The 17515-nt window shown below is 53.6% G+C and carries 17 protein-coding genes and 1 tRNA gene; 5 read left to right on the forward strand and 13 right to left on the reverse strand.

The genetic code is table 11. The annotated features are described in order from the left end of the window. Positions 1 to 7: 7 nt before the first annotated feature. The 3 genes from JN414_RS10615 to JN414_RS10625 form a co-directional block, all read right to left on the reverse strand. Positions 8 to 874 carry a DNA/RNA non-specific endonuclease gene (locus JN414_RS10615; protein ID WP_202207846.1) on the reverse strand — a complete coding sequence of 289 codons (867 nt, stop codon included), beginning with the start codon at positions 872 to 874 and terminating at the stop codon, positions 8 to 10. A 65-nt stretch (positions 875 to 939) separates the two neighbouring features. Then, positions 940 to 1024 (reverse strand) — tRNA-Leu (locus tag JN414_RS10620). Positions 1025 to 1129: 105 nt separating this feature from the next. Further along, complete coding sequence (locus JN414_RS10625; RefSeq protein WP_237389990.1) at positions 1130 to 1915, reverse strand: class I SAM-dependent methyltransferase; 786 nt, start codon at positions 1913 to 1915, stop codon at positions 1130 to 1132. 165 nt (positions 1916 to 2080) lie between these two features. On the opposite strand from JN414_RS10625, the gene JN414_RS10630 reads away from it, so the two are divergent. The 4 genes from JN414_RS10630 (at position 2081) to JN414_RS10645 (ending at position 5117) form a co-directional block, all read left to right on the forward strand. After that, positions 2081 to 2938: a neutral zinc metallopeptidase gene (locus JN414_RS10630; RefSeq protein WP_202207847.1), complete on the forward strand. Its 858-nt coding sequence runs from the start codon at positions 2081 to 2083 to the stop codon at positions 2936 to 2938. Positions 2939 to 3093: 155 nt separating this feature from the next. Beyond that, positions 3094 to 3612 (forward strand): hypothetical protein, encoded by a 519-nt coding sequence (locus JN414_RS10635; RefSeq protein WP_202207848.1) that lies wholly within the window; start codon positions 3094 to 3096, stop codon positions 3610 to 3612. Further along, entirely contained in the window at positions 3612 to 4508 is an 897-nt protein-coding gene (locus JN414_RS10640; protein ID WP_202207849.1) for a cytochrome-c peroxidase, read from the forward strand. The genes JN414_RS10635 and JN414_RS10640 overlap by 1 nt, the downstream gene beginning before the upstream one ends. A gap of 150 nt (positions 4509 to 4658) precedes the next feature. Beyond that, a complete protein-coding gene (locus tag JN414_RS10645) occupies positions 4659 to 5117 on the forward strand; it encodes a cytochrome c (protein ID WP_202208011.1) in 459 nt (152 codons plus the stop codon). A gap of 74 nt (positions 5118 to 5191) precedes the next feature. Here JN414_RS10645 and JN414_RS10650 read toward each other — a convergent pair whose 3' ends face one another. From JN414_RS10650 to petA, 3 genes are read right to left on the reverse strand one after another with little or no spacing between them, the layout of a single operon-like run. Next, positions 5192 to 5878 (reverse strand): cytochrome c1, encoded by a 687-nt coding sequence (locus tag JN414_RS10650; protein ID WP_202207850.1) that lies wholly within the window; start codon positions 5876 to 5878, stop codon positions 5192 to 5194. Next, positions 5875 to 7071: a cytochrome b N-terminal domain-containing protein gene (locus tag JN414_RS10655; protein ID WP_202207851.1), complete on the reverse strand. Its 1197-nt coding sequence runs from the start codon at positions 7069 to 7071 to the stop codon at positions 5875 to 5877. The genes JN414_RS10650 and JN414_RS10655 overlap by 4 nt, the downstream gene beginning before the upstream one ends. A gap of 8 nt (positions 7072 to 7079) precedes the next feature. Continuing rightward, complete coding sequence (gene petA, locus JN414_RS10660) at positions 7080 to 7736, reverse strand: ubiquinol-cytochrome c reductase iron-sulfur subunit (protein ID WP_202207852.1); 657 nt, start codon at positions 7734 to 7736, stop codon at positions 7080 to 7082. Positions 7737 to 7979: 243 nt separating this feature from the next. Here petA and JN414_RS10665 point away from each other — a divergent pair, with 243 nt between their 5' ends. After that, positions 7980 to 10058 carry a phosphocholine-specific phospholipase C gene (locus JN414_RS10665; protein WP_202207853.1) on the forward strand — a complete coding sequence of 693 codons (2079 nt, stop codon included), beginning with the start codon at positions 7980 to 7982 and terminating at the stop codon, positions 10056 to 10058. Positions 10059 to 10119: 61 nt separating this feature from the next. Here the strand turns inward: JN414_RS10665 and nadC are convergent, their stop codons facing one another. The 7 genes from nadC to JN414_RS16905 form a co-directional block, all read right to left on the reverse strand. After that, entirely contained in the window at positions 10120 to 10977 is an 858-nt protein-coding gene (gene nadC / locus JN414_RS10670; RefSeq protein ID WP_202207854.1) for a carboxylating nicotinate-nucleotide diphosphorylase, read from the reverse strand. Positions 10978 to 10988: 11 nt separating this feature from the next. Continuing rightward, the gene (locus JN414_RS10675; protein ID WP_202207855.1) at positions 10989 to 12458 is read right to left on the reverse strand and encodes an L-aspartate oxidase; all 1470 of its coding nucleotides are present in this window, start codon (positions 12456 to 12458) and stop codon (positions 10989 to 10991) included. A 2-nt stretch (positions 12459 to 12460) separates the two neighbouring features. Then, a complete protein-coding gene (gene nadA / locus JN414_RS10680; protein WP_202207856.1) occupies positions 12461 to 13444 on the reverse strand; it encodes a quinolinate synthase NadA in 984 nt (327 codons plus the stop codon). 81 nt (positions 13445 to 13525) lie between these two features. Then, positions 13526 to 14407, reverse strand: a complete 882-nt coding sequence (locus JN414_RS10685) for an NrtR DNA-binding winged helix domain-containing protein (protein ID WP_202207857.1) — start codon at positions 14405 to 14407, stop codon at positions 13526 to 13528. Between the two features lie 101 nt (positions 14408 to 14508). Beyond that, entirely contained in the window at positions 14509 to 15579 is a 1071-nt protein-coding gene (locus JN414_RS10690) for an NAD(P)-dependent alcohol dehydrogenase (protein WP_202207858.1), read from the reverse strand. Positions 15580 to 15684: 105 nt separating this feature from the next. Continuing rightward, entirely contained in the window at positions 15685 to 17043 is a 1359-nt protein-coding gene (locus JN414_RS10695; protein WP_202207859.1) for an amidohydrolase family protein, read from the reverse strand. Beyond that, positions 17040 to 17510: an ABC transporter substrate-binding protein gene (locus JN414_RS16905; protein ID WP_237389993.1), complete on the reverse strand. Its 471-nt coding sequence runs from the start codon at positions 17508 to 17510 to the stop codon at positions 17040 to 17042. The genes JN414_RS10695 and JN414_RS16905 overlap by 4 nt, the downstream gene beginning before the upstream one ends. Positions 17511 to 17515: the final 5 nt, after the last annotated feature.

The raw sequence follows: 17515 nt of genomic DNA on the forward strand, positions 1-17515 counted from the left end.
AAGGCGCTTATTGAACAAGCGCCTTGACGAGAGCCTTGATCGCCTTCTGTGCCGCTTTGGACCCCCACTCCTTGAGGAGCCTGTTGCTACGCGGACGCTTGGAGAGTGCATAAGGGCTTTCCCTGATCGGCGGCATGCCTACAACCTGTTCCTTCATGGACTGCGGAAGTGCGGGAAACGGATCCACGTTCACGAGCTGCATCAGAAGCGCAACGGCTATGATCTTGCAGGTTGGCTTGCGTGTATTCAGGCACACATAGGCACCAGTACCATTGGCGGCCGGATCGTAAATGGCCTTCCATGTCACAGCCGGAACCGGGATACGCCCTCTTCCAATTCTCACGCTGTGATCTGGATCGTATCCGGGTCCAGTAACAACGAAAATTTCGCCTTCCTGACGTGCCCACCCTCTGACAGCGCTTTCAACACCTTCCCACGGGCCACGGTTCAACTCACCCGTTTGGGGAACAATATTGGACAGCAGGAAAGACTGCTGCTGAGACGCAAGACCCGGCTCATTGCCGCTTGGTGTCATATGTCCCCGGTCGTAGCCTGAGGCTCTGTAGTCCGTCAGCGACGCGCGCATGGAGGCCGGTAGCCTCATATCGGGAAAGAATTTTCCTTGTCGGTTCGTGTCATCAGCAATTTCAAGATTTTCTTCGGTCAGGTCTTCAGCAGACCAGAGCGGACCCTTTGTCGCTTCTGAAGCCAGAACGGCATAATGGTCATTACACAGCTGAACAGTGCCTGATCGCGCGGTCTCTGACAAAAGTGCGGGGGGAACACCTTTGGCAAATAAGGCCGGGCACGAAGCCGCATGTGCGGGACATGCGATAACCAGAAACCCGACGAAACCAAGCGGAAGATATTTCAACGCCCCTCACAGACCTAAAGCCAGACAATCTTGTCTGCCGGAACAACGAGGATATTGAAAATGACTGGTACGGGCAGAGGGACTTGAACCCCCACAGCTTGCGCCACCAGAACCTAAATCTGGCGTGTCTACCAATTCCACCATGCCCGCAGACTGTGAGGTGGGTCTAGACGATCTCCACGGCTCTTGCAATGGCTATCAACGACCTAAATGACTGAAAAATCACACCTCACAGAAAGAAAATTGATTTAGGAGTTAATTTCCAACCTTCTGGAATTTCAGAACAAAATTGTCCCCTTCCCCGATGGCGGCATATTTGGCGCGATCAACTTGGCCCAGAGCGTATGTTGGAGGAAGGGTCCAGATCCCTTTGGGCCACTGTGCCGTATCCCGGGGATTGGCGTTGATTTCGGAGCTCCCAACAAGCTTGAAACCCGCTTTCTCAATCATCTGGATGGCGTATGCCTGTCTCACATACCCATCTTTTGCCTGCGGGTCCTGCGGAGCGCTGGTGTTTCCGCGATGGTCTTCAATACCCAGAATACCGCCTGGCTTCAGCACTTTGTGGATTGCCTCCAGCATCTGCGGGGCATTTCCAGCTTCCATCCAGTTGTGCATATTCCTGAATGTCATGACGAGATCCGCACTGTCTGCCGGTGCGAAATTCAAATTCTCTGCATCAAAACGAGTGGTTTTGACGGCTCCGTAGATATCCGGATGCGTAGCCTGAAGCTTGGCAATACTCTGCTTTTTGATATCTGCGGGCCCGAGAGCAACCGTATAAGTGCCTTGGTCATGAAGATACGGCGCGAGAATTTGGGTCCAATACCCTCCAGCAGGCCAGATCTCTATGACATTGGACGTCGGAGATATCCCGAAAAACTGCAGCTCTTCCAGCGGGTGCCGAACACTGTCACGGGCGACGAAAGCCGGCGTTCGCTCTGAAAGTTTGAGAGCTTGATCCAAACTTGGGCCAGCCAATGCTGGCGTGGCTGTCAAACATGACAAGGCCAACAGAAAACCGGATTTCGACAGCATCATGATAACTCCTGTTGCAACTGTCGTGACTGTGACACGAGGTCGTAGAGGATGTCTTCACACTTCTTCGAAGCCTGGTGTCCAAACGGTGCCTTGCGCTCACGAAATCTGATAAAGGATAATTTAACAATTTTCCCATCCGGGAAACGGCAACAGGGCAAAACACACATGCGTCTCGACGACCAACGGGAAAGCACCAACATTGATGATCGACGCGGTTCCGGAGGCGGAGGACGCGGCCCTTTGAGGATCGGAGGGATTGGTGGTGTCATCCTTGTCATTGGCGCACTGTACTTCGGCGTTGATCCCCGAGTGGTTCTGAACCTTCTCGAGAATGGTCCGGCAGCAAATACACCGGCGACCAGCCAGCCGCAGGCAGCAAAAGACGACCCGGGAAGAAAATTCATCGCCCGTATTCTCGGATCTACCGAAGATGTCTGGAGCAGCACCTTTCAACAGATGGGGCGAACGTATCATGATCCCGGTCTGGTGCTTTTTTCAGGCGGCACCCAGTCTGGCTGTGGCTATGCTCAAACGTCTGTAGGCCCGTTCTATTGCCCCGCCGACCGTAAGGTTTATCTCGACCTGCAGTTCTTTCAGGAATTGCAGAGTCGTCTGGGAGCGAGCGGAGACTTCGCGAGGGCCTATGTAGTTGCTCACGAGGTCGGGCATCACGTTCAAAATGAACTGGGCATTATGCAGCAGGTCAATCAGCAAGGGAGCGCCGCCCAGAAAGGGGCTAACGGCCTTTCCGTGCGCGTTGAGCTACAGGCAGACTGTTTCGCTGGTGTCTGGGCCAAGCGCGCGAATGATACCCGCCATTTCCTTGAGACGGGAGATATCGAAGAAGGTATGAACGCAGCCTCAGCGGTTGGTGACGATCGCCTGGAACGGCAAGCCCAGGGATACGTTGTCCCGGATAGCTTCACGCATGGAACATCTGCGCAGAGAGTAGCGTGGTTCAAGCGCGGGCTGGAAAGCGGCGATATCAAACGCTGCGACACGTTCAACGCCCCTGCTCTCTGACCTTCTCTGGTATTGCGGGTATGGCGTTCCCAACCATGCCCGCGCTTTTATGGGCTGGCCATCTGACACGTTTCGATGCCGTCATACCTCTGGCAAACTTCCATATTCAGGTGCTTCAATAGACGCACCTGAAAGCTTTGCTGGAAAACATAACCATGAAGCGTGCCCTGCCCGGTATCCTCTCCTTAGCCATGCTTTTTAGTGCCGGTACAGCGTTGGCTGACCCCGCAGCTTGCAAACCTGGAACAACCTCTCTGCCTGCTGGGTATGAGGGCTGGAGCCATCCCACTCCCTTGACGGCCGCCACAAATCAAGCCGGTCTTTCTAACGGTTACCTGACGCTTAATCACGCGGCCACCGTTCATCTGGACCACACTCCTGACGTTCATTTTCTGCAGAGGCCCGCTGAACCGGGCGGAAGTGTCAGTTACGGAGGGATGATTGCTTTCGAGGCTCCCAAGGGTGGGACCTATCGTATCATGCTGCCAAATAAAACGTGGATCGATGTTCTTGGACAGGGTGGCCCAGCTACTTCAACACATCATCAGCATGGTCCCGACTGCTCTGGCATCCGCAAAATGGTGGACTTTCAGCTTTCGGCGGGAAAATATACAGTTCAACTTGCGGGAAGCGGCCTGCAAGACATGCCTGTCATGGTCTCTGCGCTTCCCTGATGCTCCATCAGCTACTGCTATCTCTAGGGCTTCTTATAACCGGGATAGCATTACCAGCGGTTGCCACGGATATTTCCCCACTCGATGCAAAAATCGAGTTAGGGCACAGACTCTTCTACGACGCAGACCTCTCTCTTGACGGCAGTATGTCCTGTGCAACCTGCCATGAGCAGCGTCATGCCTTCTCAGATGGAAATCCGACCCATCCCGGCGTAACAGATGAGGACGGAATCCGGAATGTTCCACCACTCGCGAATGTCGGGCAATTTCATACGCTCACTTGGATCAACCAACATGTCATAACACTGGAAGATCAGTTTTTTATTCCGCTGAGTGGCCATCACCCTGTGGAAATGGGTATGACCAACATGTCAGAACTCTCTCGTCGGCTTTCCCGAAACCTTTGCTATCGCCTTTTGTTTTCGAAAGCTTTTCCTGAAAAACACACTCCGATTGATGCCCGCTCTGTTGCCGAGGCGGTGTCAGCATTCGAGCGAGAGCTAACTTCCTATAAGTCGCCGTGGGACTTGGGATTATCTGACGCGACACGCTCACGAATAAACGGAAAAGAGATATTTCTTGGTAAGGGACAGTGTAGCTCATGCCACCAACCACCTCTATTCACTGACCAAAAATTCCATGCACTGTCGATATCTTATTCCGAACCTATCCGGACCCCTTCTCTACGAAATGTCGAGGTAACCGCACCTTATTTGCATGACGGTTCTGCTTCTACGCTCAAGGACGCCATTCTGGCCCACCCAAAAGGCCAAATACTGTCACAAGCCGAACTGACAGATCTCACCGCATTCCTCAGGCTGATGACGGATCAGGATTTCCTCTCCGACGCCAAGCTAGGCTTGCCATCTGAAAAATGCCCCCTGAGCACACTGTGATCGAGGCCTGATGATGCGGCTAACTTGCACGATGAAGGTAAAATCGACCGGGCGTTTCCCTGGAGCTGGGCCAATGACTTGGTACGAGGCTTTGATACTGTTACATCAATTTGTTTTTGTTTCACTCAGATGATCTGTCGGGAGCCATCCATGATCAAACGCACAGTTCTTGTTATGGGATTTCTATTCGGAACCGCGCCCATAGCTCATGCAGAAGATGGCCAGGCACTCTACAGCAGCAAGTGCAGCGTGTGCCATCAGGCCGCTGGAATTGGATCGCCGGGGCAGTTTCCCCCCTTAAGCGGAAGAGTTGGTAAAATCGCCTCTTCTCCTGAGGGAAAGGCTTATCTTACAGATGTTCTTCTAAATGGGCTGCATGGTGCGATTGACGTTTCCGACGAGACATACATGGGCTTTATGCCTTCTTTCAAAGCGCTTACAGATAGCCAGATTGCTGCTGTTCTTACGTATGTCTCGTCGCTGAATACGTCTGGTAAGGCCCCGGTCTTTTCTGATGATGAAATCAAGGCTGCTCGCGCTACTCCCAAAAAAGCGAAAGAAATTGTGTCGGAACGAGCAGCGCTGAACGCTCTTCATCCGCTGCCGTAAGAGGAATTCATTTTCTGAAAACGAAATTTATTTTCCTGTGACTTCCCTTTAAAAACTATATTGGAAGTCACAGCCTATTCCTTCACCTTTTTCCATATTCTATTTTTGAGAACGAATACCAACATACTCATCACAATAAGATAAATTAACGTATAAATGCCTATTCTATGCCGGGTTTGAAGGTGTGGACGAGCTGTCCATTCCAGGAATGTGCCTACATCCTGTGCCATCTGGGAAATGGTTGCCGACGTCCCGTCTGAGTACTTGACCTGACCAGCATGCAGAGGTTGAGGCATTGCAATATGACGATGCTTCATGGCCAGATTGTAATAAGACCCTTGGGGGAGCACCGCTCCTTCCGGTGCCGAGGCGTAAGATTCCAAAATCTGGATAATACGGGCCGTTCCGCCCTTCTGCGTGAGGGCAAGCCGTGAAAAATCCGGTGGCAAGCCGCCATGATTGGCCATACGGGCCAGATTTTCACTCGGATAGGGTGACCCAATTTTATCGGATGGGTGGGCTGGACGCGTTTTGAGGTCTCCATCGTCATCCAGACCATCAGCAACCTGATGCTGTGCCGCATAGTCCTTGATAGCCGAGACAGACAGGCCGAGTTCTGACAGATCCGAGTAAGCGACATAATTCAGGCTATGGCAGCTACTACAGACCTGCCTGAATACCTGAAACCCACGTTGTTCAGGCGTAGAAGCCATGGCCTGTAAAGGCGAAAGAGCAAGCAAAGCCACGAAAAGATATTTCATTCCGAGCCCTCGTGCTGGACGGTCGGGGATGGTGATGTTTCACGTCGCGACTGAAACGGCAGAAGTACCAAAAAATATAAATACCAGTAGCAAACAGCCACACGGCTGAGCCATAGCCATCCCCCTGCTGGTGGATGCATTCCCGCAAAACCTAGAGCAACAAACGAGAAGAAAAGCAATAAAAGCGCAGGTCGAAGGAGAGGTCGATACCGTGCAGATCTGACAGGGGACTTATCCAGCCATGGCACCGCAAATAATACGCCTATACTTCCTGTCGCGAGGATGAGGCCTCCAAGTTTGGAAGGAACCGCCCTTAAAATCGCATAAAACGGTGCAAAATACCATTCCGGCGTAATGTCCTGAGGCGTCACAAGCGGGTTTGCCTGTACGTAATTCTCTGCAAGAGTCAGAAAATCCGGAGCGAAGAAAACAACTACTGCATAGACGATAAGAAACAAACAAAGCCCCAACCCATCCTTGGACGTATAATAGGGATGAAATGGGACTGTTTCATCAGAGTATTCAGGATCTATTCCTGTCGGGTTATTTGATCCCGCAACATGCAATGTTGCAATATGAAGCGCCACGACGCCAATAATAGAAAATGCTGTCAGGAAATGAAGAACGTAAATTCTGTGTAAAGCAACATTACCAAGGCCCTCCCCTCCCATTAGCCAGGACGTCAGGGCTTTGCCGATCAATGGCACAGTATTGAGCGCATTCACGACAACTGTTGCGCCCCAATAGGACATCTGCCCCCACGGGAGAATATATCCCGCAAAAGCCGTTATCATGACCATTAAAAGCAGTCCGAGCCCAGTGAGCCAGATCAGTTCACGAGGCGCTTTGTAAGATCCGTAATAGAGCCCTCTTGCGACATGAACGTAGAGAGCGGCAAACAGCATGGAAACGCCGCCCATATGAATGGATCGAACCAGCCAGCCCGATGCTACCTGCCGATCTATGGTCTCAATGCTGGAAAATGCATCTGACACTGTCGGAGTATAATTGAGAGCAAGAAAGATCCCGCTCAGCAAAAGCATCCCGAGCGAAACCGTGGCAAAAGCACCGAAATTCCATAGATAATTGAGATTTTTCGGCATTGCGAAATCAACGTATTCACGCCGAAAAGAAGAAACAATCGGGAGACGTTTCTCTACCCACCGGGAGAGATCTTGAGATTTATCGGTCATGAGGACAATCAGATCTGCTGGATAGTCGCGATATCAAAATCTGGATCGCCTTTACTCTTCCCAATGAGAAGGTGCTGATCAGAAATTATCGTCACGGGCGGAACAGGAAGATTATAGGGCGCTGGCGCATCCTTATACGCCCGCCCTGCGATATCGAATTGGGACCCATGGCAGGGACAGGCATATTTCCCGGATCGATCGCCTGACGATGGCGCGTCAAAAGATGGCACACACCCCAGATGCGTACAGATCCCGATCAGAACGCCAATCTCAGGCACAACAGAGCGATGCCAGTTGATCGCATCCTGAGGTTGCTGGTGCATTTTGGACTCTGGGTCACGCAGCCGATGCGCTAGTTCAGGAACACGGAGCGAAGCCAGCATTTCTGGTGTGCGCCGCTGAACGAACACCGGCCATCCACGCCACGTCACCACAAGCTGCTGCCCCGGCGCCAGCTTCGAGCAATCAACCTCAACAGTATCATCTTCGCCAATGCGACTGCTCTGCGTACCATTCAAACTGTTGAGAAACGGATATGCCAGCGCGCAGGCCCCTGCACAGCCCATCCCCAGCGTAACTGTCGCGAGCACATCGCGTCGGCGAGGGTGGTTTTCCTCTTCCAATCCCTGTTGGGATGAGGAAGGAGGTGCATCATCCTGTGTCATGGTGTCCTACTCAAATAACCAGCACAAATCATTCAAGCCCCTATAGGCGAAGTCAATCTCAAACACACTCTGAACCAAACGGCGGCCTGTTTCCGCGCATTCACCTGCGGGTGCCGACGTCCGCTCTTCAACGCCATGCCCGTTCACAAAAGTGACATGAAACATCCTGAATTTCCTTGATGATTTCATCTCCGGAGGCTGATAAGCGTCTTATCACAATCGAGTGTATGGAAGAGATCAACGGTGGCAACAAAACTGAACCGTCGCGGCGTGCTGGGTCTGGGAGCAGGTTTTTCCCTGAGTGCGCTTCTTCCATCCATTCAGCGTGCCCGTGCCATCCCTGCCCGTCGGGACACAGGAACGATCGAAGACGTCCAGCATATTGTTGTACTGATGCAGGAAAACCGATCTTTCGATCACTATCTTGGTCATCTGTCAGGCGTTCGAGGGTATGGAGACCGGCATGTCGTGCGTGGTCCAAACCGCGAACCGATCTGGTGGCAGCAACGGCAGAAAGCCGAAAATGGCTGGATCACGCCGTTCCATCTCCCGACACAAACTACCAGTGCAGAATGCGTGATTGATCTGGACCACAGTTGGGCTCCTACTCACGCAGCGATCAACAAAGGCTGGAACAACCAATGGCCTCGTCACAAGAAAGATATGACGATGGGCTATTACACACGGGAAGATATTCCCTTTCATTACGCTTTGGCTGACGCGTTCACGGTCTGCGATCACTATTTCTGCTCCACACCGACCCAGACACACCCCAACCGTTTTTACCTCATGTCTGGCACCGTTGATCCCAATGCGACAGGCGGTGGCCCGATCCTCGACAATGTGGATTGGGTAGACAGAGATTTTTATCCCAAAGTGCCTGAGCCTTTCACCTGGACGACCTACCCTGAGCGCCTTCAGGAGGCCGGTGTGTCATGGCAGGTTTACCAGCAGGGCCTGTCTGGCGCCGATGTTGAGAATGGTAATTTCGGCACAAACGTTTTGATGTGTTTCAAGAATTTCGCTGACGCCAAGCCGGGATCAGCCCTGCATGAGCGCGCCATGACTGCGCGAACCCTTGATCACTTGAAACAGGATGTTCTGGCGGATCGGCTGCCACAGGTGTCATGGATCCTGCCTCCGGCGGCATATTCTGAACACCCCCGGTGGACGCCCGGCTACGGTGCAACCTTTATTGCTCACGCGCTCGATGCCCTGACGGCAAATCCGGATGTCTGGGCCAAAACCGTTTTTCTCGTGATGTATGATGAGAACGACGGGTATTTTGACCATATGCCGCCCCCACAGCCTCCCACACCAATTCTCCCAGGTCAGAGCACGGTGACGACCAGAGACGAAATTCACAATCATCTCCAGAGCTTCAGGCCAGACCGCTACAAGGCAGACGATCTTCCTTATGGCCTGGGGCCGCGTGTACCCGCTTTCGTTATCTCTCCCTGGAGCACAGGGGGCTTTGTCTGCTCCGAAGTGTTTGACCACACCTCTGTGCTACGCTTCATCGAAGCCCGTTTTGGCGTCAAAGAAACCAATATTACGCCATGGCGCCGCGCAGTCTGCGGCGACTTAACCAGTGCGTTCGATTTTTCGCGCAAAACTACGGTTAAGCCGCCGCTTCCGGACACGGCCGCCTACAGGAAAATTGCTGACGCATCCTGCAAGCTTCCCTCGCCCGTTATTCCTCATCAGAGCACCCTCGACGATATCGGCAACCAGGAACGAGGGGCACGCTTGGCAAGACCACTGCCATACAAACTCTCTGCAGACCTCCTGGAGACCAGTGCAGACAGCGTGACTTTCGAAATCCGCAATGACGGCACATCCGGGGCGTGTTTTTACGTTTATCGTGACGGAACCGAGGAGACCCCTCGCCGGCATACTCTGGAGCCGGGAAAAGCCATCACTGACATTTGGAAAATAAAGAGCGCAGGACAGCACGACTTTACCATTCTCGGGCCAAATGGTTTTGCGCGTTACTTCCAGAACGCGAAACCTATGGATATCCACGTTCAAGCGCGGGGAGACGCTCGAACCGGCAATCTGGTCCTAAACCTCAAGAATACTGCGTCCACAGAAAAGAAGGTCAGGATCCAGGATAACGCTTATGGTGCGGAAGACCGTTTTCTTACCCTTGAAGGAAATCAGTCGGCATCCGTCTCCGTTGATCTCGATGCCAGTCATCACTGGTATGATCTTGTTCTCTCCTGCTCCGATGAACCGGGCAATCAAGCTCGATTTGCCGGGCATGTAGAAACCGGACAAACGAGCATCACAGACCCTGCCATGGGCAACGTCCTGGCCTGACGGACACAGTCATACTCTCGGCAAGAGCATACTTTGGAATGCTCTTGCCGGAAAAACCAGCTTAGCCGCTTATATCAAGGCCGATATCCAGCGCTTTGACCGTATGTGTAAGCCAGCCCAACGACAAAACGTCCACCCCGGTCTCTGCAATCGGGCGTGCCGTCTCCGGTGTAATTCCACCGGATGCCTCAGCAATAGCGCGACCATCGATAAGTCTGACAGCTCTACGAAGTGTTTCCACACCCATATTATCGAGAAGGTAAGCATCTGCTCCGCCAGCCGCGAGGGCTTCTTCGAGCTGATCGAGCGTATCGACCTCCAGCTCAATCTTCATCAGATGCCCCGCCCGCTGACGCGCCGCCTTCAAAGCTGCTGAGACGCCCCCGCATAAAGCCAGATGATTGTCCTTGATCAGGATGGCGTCATCAAGCCGATATCTATGACTGGCACCACCACCTGCACGTACCGCATATTTCTGAACCGCTTTAAGGCCAGGAAGCGTTTTGCGTGTACAGCAGATCCGAGCCTCCGTGCCATGAACGGCATCCACGATCGCCCGCGTCGCTGTAGCGATACCGCTCAGGTGCGAGAGTAGATTTAACGCCGTGCGTTCGCCTGCCAGAACCGTACTCGCAGACCCGTCAATGACGGCCAGGACATCCCCGGCCCCAATCCTGTCGCCATCCTGTCTGTGAGAAATAAACTCAGCCTTGCGGTCAAGAAGACTGAATGCAAGGTGGGCCCCCTGCAACCCAGCCAGAACGCCGTTTTGTCTTGCACGAAAAACTGCCTGAAGGGGCTGTTCAGGATCAAGAAGAGCCTGTGTCGTCAGATCTCCGCCCGTTCCCAGGTCTTCAACAAGCGCGGCACGAACTACAGGTTCCCAGAGAAGATCAGGCAGAAAGGTCTGAAAGGTCATGCAATGTGTCCTTATGGCGAAGGAAGATCAGTTATGGTCAGCACAGTTCGGTTAGGCATCGTTTGACTTGGAAAGTCCGTGCGCCAGTGGCTTCCACGGCTCTCCTTACGTTTCAGGGCAGACGATGCAACGAACGCGGCAATGAGCGCTTCATTACTAACGTGGATATCAGGAAGAATTGTTTCAAAAAGGGCCTGCAATCCACGCTCGTCCCTGAGCAGTCCGGCATACTGGCTCATGAGTGAGGCCAAATCATGCACAGCAGGAGCATTGCTGACTTCGCGCGGCACAATCGTCCCGAACGGCACCTTTGGAAGCATGCTGCTGTCGATGCTTTCTGCGACCCATTTCCCGGTTACGAAGGCTTCGAGCAATGAATTACTCGCCAGGCGATTAGCGCCATGAAGGCCGGTACAAGCCGCTTCTCCGCAGGCCCACAGACCCGGCACAGAGGTACGCCCCTGCTCATCAACATCTAGGCCACCCATGTGATAGTGCATTGCTGGACTGACCGGGATGAGCTGTGCGTCCGGATCAATCCCCATGGCCATGCATGACGCTTTTATGCCCGGAAACCTCAGACTAAAGGGCGTTTTTCCTATTGCCCGCGCATCCAGAAAAACGTCGTGTCCGCTTTGAATATGAGCCGAAATCGCTCGCGCGACGATATCGCGTGGCTGGAGTTCTTCCGTAAATCTGTTTCCAGTTTCATCGACCAGACGAGCACCCGCCCCGCGTACCGCTTCGCTCACCAGAGGTCTGCGGCCAGTCTGCCCGACGCCTTTAAGAGCTGTTGGATGAAACTGGGTAAATTCCATATCGATTAATCTGGCGCCGGCACGTGCAGCATAAGCCAGACCGTTCCCGGTCAATGTTTCAGGACTAGTGGTACAGTCGTAAAGAGCGCCAATGCCTCCGGAGGCGATGACGCAGCATGAGGTGGACAGAAAACCTTGTGAGGTTCTGACTCCAACAAGGCGCTCTTCCTCCGTAACCAAGCCCTCTAATCGCGCTCCTTCCAGAACAGTGACGGTATCGAGACTTCGAACACGCTTTATCAACGTCTGCATGATCGCAGAACCGCTTCCATCTCCGCCGACATGGAGAATACGGTGTCTGGAATGGGCGGCCTCCAGATGCAGGTCCAGTGCTTCGCCCTTCTTTGCAAAAGGGACGCCCCACTCGAGCAAGGTCCTGATGGCGTCAGGTGCCGAGCTCGTAATCAGTTTCACTATGTGGGAAACACTGAGGCCGGCACCTGCGGCTAACGTGTCCTGAGCGTGCAGATCCGGTGAATCTTCTGCTCCAACTGCGGCTGCAATTCCCCCCTGAGCCAAAGAACTCGCCGCCTCGTGCCCTAACGGAGCCGGGCTGAGAACAACACAGGGCTGGCGAAGGTGCAGGGCAGCGGAAAGACCTGCCAGTCCTGCCCCTACGATAACGGGTTGCCCAGCGAGGTGACTTAAAAGAATGTCCTTCACAATTAGATTGCCAGCATTCTCTCGACCGCCATGCGGGCTCGCCCTTCAAGCTCGGACGGAATGGTTACCGGAGTTTCGAGTTTTTCGAGCGCTCTGCGGATTCCTGCCAACGTAATGCGCTTCATGTGTGGGCAAAGATTACACGGGCGAACAAACTCGGTTTCCGGATTCAGCGCGGCCAGATTGTCGCTCATCGAGCATTCTGTCACCAGCAACACTTTTTCCGGGCGGTGGGTCGCGACGTAGTCAATCATATTGGCGGTGGAACCGGAATAGTCCGCCTCGGCAACCACGTCTGGCGGGCATTCAGGATGCGCTATGACCGTCACACCTGGATGAATTCGCCGATACTGCCGAATTTCCTGCGGTGTAAAGCGTTCATGCACTTCACAATGACCCGCCCAGGTCAGCATTTCGATGCCTGTTTCGTTCTCGATGTTTTGAGCCAAAAATTCGTCTGGAATCATGATAACGCGCGGAACACCCAGGCTTTCCACAACGCGTTTAGCATTGCCGGATGTGCAGCAGACGTCTGTTTCCGCTTTCACTTCCGCTGTACTGTTCACGTAGGTGACAACCGGAACTCCCGGATAGCGCCGCTTCATCTCCCGGACGTTTTCCGCCGTTATGCTCTCTGCCAAAGAACAGCCAGCCCGATCGTCCGGAATTAGAACCGTCTTGTCGGGATTCATCAGCTTGGCAGTTTCCGCCATGAAATGAACGCCCGCCATGACAATGATGTCTGCATCGAGGTTCTGGGCATCACGAGCCAGAGCCAGACTGTCTCCGCGGATGTCCGCGACACAGTGGAAAATTTCCGGCGTTTGATAGTTATGAGCCAGAATAACCGCATTTCGTTCGCGTTTCAGGCGAAGAATAGCCTCGATGTCATCCGCGTATAAACGTTCCCAATCCTCCCGCGCCATCAGGCGGGAGACAGGTTCGTAAAGCCTGTCACGGCTTTCCAAGACATGCTGACGGCCCATGACGGACTCCGTAATAACATTATGCTCCCATTGAGCATAATGTATCTTACAGTATTCACAAGCCTGTCGGTCAACACGTTTTCAGGAGAAGGTTCCCAGTGGAAGCTTGGCCCCTGTCAGATAGCAGTTTTCAGAATTGTCCTTCCGGAACCTGTAAAGCCGCGCAGGTCTTCCCTGAACCCCGCTCTCGTAGCGATCGGTTTCGCTGACCAGATCCTGATTTTGTACCAATCGACGAAAATTCTGCTTGTGCATCAAACGCCCCGAAAGGGCTTCCATCGCCTGTTGGAGTTGAAGAAGCGTAAATTCTTCGGGCACAAGCTCGAACACGACAGGCGTGTAACGAATTTTTGCTCTTAAACGAGACATCGCCGTTGCGAGAATACGCCGATGATCCCAGAGCATGGGAGTCTCTCCCAGCCCGGCGCTACAATGGGGTGACTCTTGGACCAGACCAGCCTCCCATAGTAGCTCATAACGCTCCAGCACGGCTTCGTCGTTCCAGCTTTCTCCGTTTAAACCGAACGTGACCTTGCAGCGGTCCAGCCTCTCCTCCTCATGGGCAGCCCACTCAAGAAGTGCTCGCTCAATGGACTTGAGGAGCGTAACACTCCCTTCTGTTCGGCGGTCTTCCCAGGGAAAGTACTGATACCATCCCCTCCATCCCGCCTGATCACCACTGTCGCGCGTCAAAGCCATGTAGGAAATACGCACAAGCCGTTCAGTTTCAGCAGGAACAGAGTCGCCGAACGTATAGAGTTGCTCAACATGGCCCAGGCGGAACCCCGTAAGTTCTTCTACCCAATGGCGCACACCACGCTGCAGTGATGAGTGTTCCGTTTCCAAGGCACCGGCAGGTAAGCAGGCTCCGTTCTGAACGGTCAGAACTTCTGGTGTTCCGCTCTGGAGTGTAGTCAGGACGGCAACCAGTTCCGCCCGACACGTCGCAACGTGATGATTCATTCTAAAATCATGTCTTCCCGTTGGGTAGAAACTCCAGAAGTAAAGCTTTTCTTAGGAAGGAGGCTGGGAGTTTCTTGCTACCACCTCCCCTCCCTAAGGTTTCAGCCTGCGATGCTGTCTGGCATGGACGCCATATCGATCACGAAGCGGTATTTGACGTCTGAACGCAGGACGCGCTCATACGCCTGATTGATCTCATCCATCCGAATGATTTCCACGTCACTGACGATGTTATGCTGACCGCAGAAATCGAGCATTTCCTGCGTTTCCTGAATGCCACCGATAGCAGAGCCAGCCAGACTACGACGCTTGGCAACAAGGCTGAACGCCCCAACAGACATCGGCTTTTCCGGCAGCCCTACAAGCACCATATGTCCGTCCTGCTTCAGCAGGGACAGGTAGGCATTGATGTCATGATCTGCCGACACAGCATCAAGAATGAAATCAAAGCGGTTCGCCTCGGCAGCCATCGCTTGTTCATCGCGGGAAATGACAACCCGGTGTGCACCAAGTCGCTTCCCATCTTCGACTTTATTCGGAGACGTTGTGAACAGCGTCACTTCGGCACCAAGCGCAACGGCAAATTTGACCCCCATATGGCCAAGTCCACCGAGCCCTACAACACCAACACGATGCCCTGTTCCGATTTTCCAGTGAGACAACGGAGACCATGTCGTGATCCCGGCGCAAAGCAATGGTGCCGCTGCGGCAGGATCAAGATTTTCGGGAATACGCAGGACGAAACCTTCATCGACAACGATGGCGCGCGAATATCCGCCGAACGTGTAGGCGCCTTCTGCCGGAAATGCCGGATCGGGGCTGTTGTATGTCCATGTTGGACTGGCATCGCAATACTGCTCCAGACCAGCCTCGCAGGACGCGCAGGTTCGGCATGAATTCACCATGCAGCCCACGCCCACCCGGTCACCGACTTTAAAGCGTGTTACGTCTGGGCCAACCGCTTTGACATGTCCGATAATCTCATGTCCCGGCACGCATGGATAAGAAGCAGGTCCCCATTCGCTCCGTGCGGTATGGATGTCAGAGTGACAGACACCGCAGTGGGTAATGTCAATCTGAACGTCCAAAGGACCGCAGTCACGGCGCTCAAAAGCGAAGGGAGCCAAGGGAGATGTCGGGCTGGAGGCCGCGTAACCAACACAGGTAAGCATTGCAGGTCCTTGTCGAGACAGAAGAATCAAAGCGTCAAAACGATTGATCCACTCTAACAGGAAGTGCCGCTGAACTGTACCCATGCTGAGTTGGCACAGGTTTCTTCAGGCACGCGTAAGACAACCCACAACGTCACGAGCCTCTGCCAGTAAAGCCTCAAGATCCAGTCCGGGAATAGAACCATCCACTACCACGGGCACACCATCCATCAGGACATGACGTACAGTTGTGGCACCTGACACGACCGGAGCAATCAGTGGATCATGCAATCCAGCACATCTGGGTGCATCCAGACCATAAATAACCAGATCCGCCGCTGCGCCGACCTCAACTCGGCCGACATCAGGAAGCCCCAGGATTTGCGCTCCCGCGGATGTTGACCAGCGCATAACATCCTCGGCCGTAACAGCATCAGCACCGTGAACTGCGCGATGAATCATCCACGCACAATGCATCTCTGCCCCCATGTCACAGGCTTCATTGGATGCTGCCCCATCAACTGCCAGCGATACGCGCCCGCCCAGAGCGTCCAAGGCTGGTGCAGGCGCGATCCCTGAACCAAGGCGGCAGTTACTCTGAGGACAATGCGCCATACCGGTCCCGGTTTGGGCCATAAGCGCTAGTTCGCTCTCATCAAGATGAACCAGATGCGCAAACCAGACGTCCTCTCCAACCCAACCATGCTCGGCAACAAACTGAAGGGGTCGCATTCCGTAAGTTTCCAGACAGAACCGGACATAGTTCTCCGTTTCAGACAGATGCGAGTGTAGCGAAATACCCATACTTCGGGCAGCGATAGCCATTTCCCGAAGCTCGTCCGGCGTGACGCCCCAGGTTGGTGTGTTAGGGGCCAGAGCAATTCGGCGTTTCGCGTTCGGGCCCGATTGATGATACCGGCCGACAAGCCCTTCGACACGTTTCATCATCACATCCAGCGTTTCCGTCGGGGCTGGAATAATATCGTCCGTATCAAATTTCCTGGCGCGCGTGGTGCCACCACGTGCCAGAACATAGCGCAGACCCAGATCTTCAGCGGCTTCAAACAGAACGGCAGCCGGATCATATGCATACATATCTGCAAACAGATAATGATGATCAGCGACCGTCGTGCATCCTGACAAGAGCAGTTCCACCATTCCAACCCGGGCCGCCACATTGAGCGCCCGCTCATCTATGCGGTTCCAGTAAGTATTGGGCACAAGGCGAAGCCATGGCTCCAATGGCTTATTAATGGCCGTGGGAACCGCTTTGAGCACACTCTGAAAAAGGTGATGATGCGTGCTTATAAGCCCGGGAGTTGCAATTCCTCCCTTGGCGTTCAGAACCTTCTCTCCAGAGCCAGGTGCCAAACGACCGATTTCAGTGATCCTGCCGTCGCGAATGCGAATGTCACCGGTACGTCTAGCGGCATCGCCGCGTAGTCCAGTTAAAATTCCACCGATATTCTGTATCAGTAAGCTCATGCTGGCATCACCCGGAGAGTATCCACAAACTCTGTGGTGAAGGCACTTTTCCAGTCAGCATCGGCTGGCAAAAGGTTTTGGCTGACCATAAAGTCCCGTGTGGCCTGCCACCGGGCAAGCGTCATCGCGCCAAGACCTCGCTCTTTGACATCTGGGGATGACAGAGCATCTGCTTTTTTCAGCCCCGCATAGCCGAAAGCCAAGTGCTCCAGCGTCATGTTGGGGTTAGCTTTGAGGATCAGAGCATTCCCCGGATTGGGATTTTGAAAATAATCCCGCCATCCCATCAAAGACGCTTTTACAAAGCTGCTTACCTTTTTTTTATCCGTCGCAACCATCTGCTGAGTGGTGACCATAGGGGCGCCATAGGGCGGATAACCCAGATCCTTGAACAGGAAAAACTCGACCGGCATTCCTTTCTGTCTGGCATCCCACAGTTCGGAGGATGCATAAGCCTGAACGGCCATTTCCT

The sequence above is a fragment of the Gluconobacter sp. Gdi genome, assembly GCF_014132155.1.
Taxonomy (GTDB): Bacteria; Pseudomonadota; Alphaproteobacteria; order Acetobacterales; family Acetobacteraceae; genus Gluconobacter.

Excerpts from the sequence above, each read along its gene's own strand:
- nadC (WP_202207854.1), bottom strand. The coding sequence starts at position 10,977 with ATGACCTTTCAGACCTTTCTGCCTGATCTTCTCTGGGAACCTGTAGTT.
- JN414_RS16905 (WP_237389993.1), bottom strand. The coding sequence starts at position 17,510 with ATGGCCGTTCAGGCTTATGCATCCTCCGAACTGTGGGATGCCAGACAG.
- JN414_RS10690 (WP_202207858.1), bottom strand. The coding sequence starts at position 15,579 with ATGCTTACCTGTGTTGGTTACGCGGCCTCCAGCCCGACATCTCCCTTG.
- JN414_RS10625 (WP_237389990.1), bottom strand. The coding sequence starts at position 1,915 with ATGATGCTGTCGAAATCCGGTTTTCTGTTGGCCTTGTCATGTTTGACA.
- JN414_RS10645 (WP_202208011.1), top strand. The coding sequence starts at position 4,659 with ATGATCAAACGCACAGTTCTTGTTATGGGATTTCTATTCGGAACCGCG.
- JN414_RS10655 (WP_202207851.1), bottom strand. The coding sequence starts at position 7,071 with ATGACCGATAAATCTCAAGATCTCTCCCGGTGGGTAGAGAAACGTCTC.
- JN414_RS10685 (WP_202207857.1), bottom strand. The coding sequence starts at position 14,407 with ATGAATCATCACGTTGCGACGTGTCGGGCGGAACTGGTTGCCGTCCTG.
- nadA (WP_202207856.1), bottom strand. The coding sequence starts at position 13,444 with ATGGGCCGTCAGCATGTCTTGGAAAGCCGTGACAGGCTTTACGAACCT.
- JN414_RS10630 (WP_202207847.1), top strand. The coding sequence starts at position 2,081 with ATGCGTCTCGACGACCAACGGGAAAGCACCAACATTGATGATCGACGC.
- JN414_RS10650 (WP_202207850.1), bottom strand. The coding sequence starts at position 5,878 with ATGAAATATCTTTTCGTGGCTTTGCTTGCTCTTTCGCCTTTACAGGCC.
- JN414_RS10635 (WP_202207848.1), top strand. The coding sequence starts at position 3,094 with ATGAAGCGTGCCCTGCCCGGTATCCTCTCCTTAGCCATGCTTTTTAGT.
- JN414_RS10640 (WP_202207849.1), top strand. The coding sequence starts at position 3,612 with ATGCTCCATCAGCTACTGCTATCTCTAGGGCTTCTTATAACCGGGATA.
- petA (WP_202207852.1), bottom strand. The coding sequence starts at position 7,736 with ATGACACAGGATGATGCACCTCCTTCCTCATCCCAACAGGGATTGGAA.
- JN414_RS10695 (WP_202207859.1), bottom strand. The coding sequence starts at position 17,043 with ATGAGCTTACTGATACAGAATATCGGTGGAATTTTAACTGGACTACGC.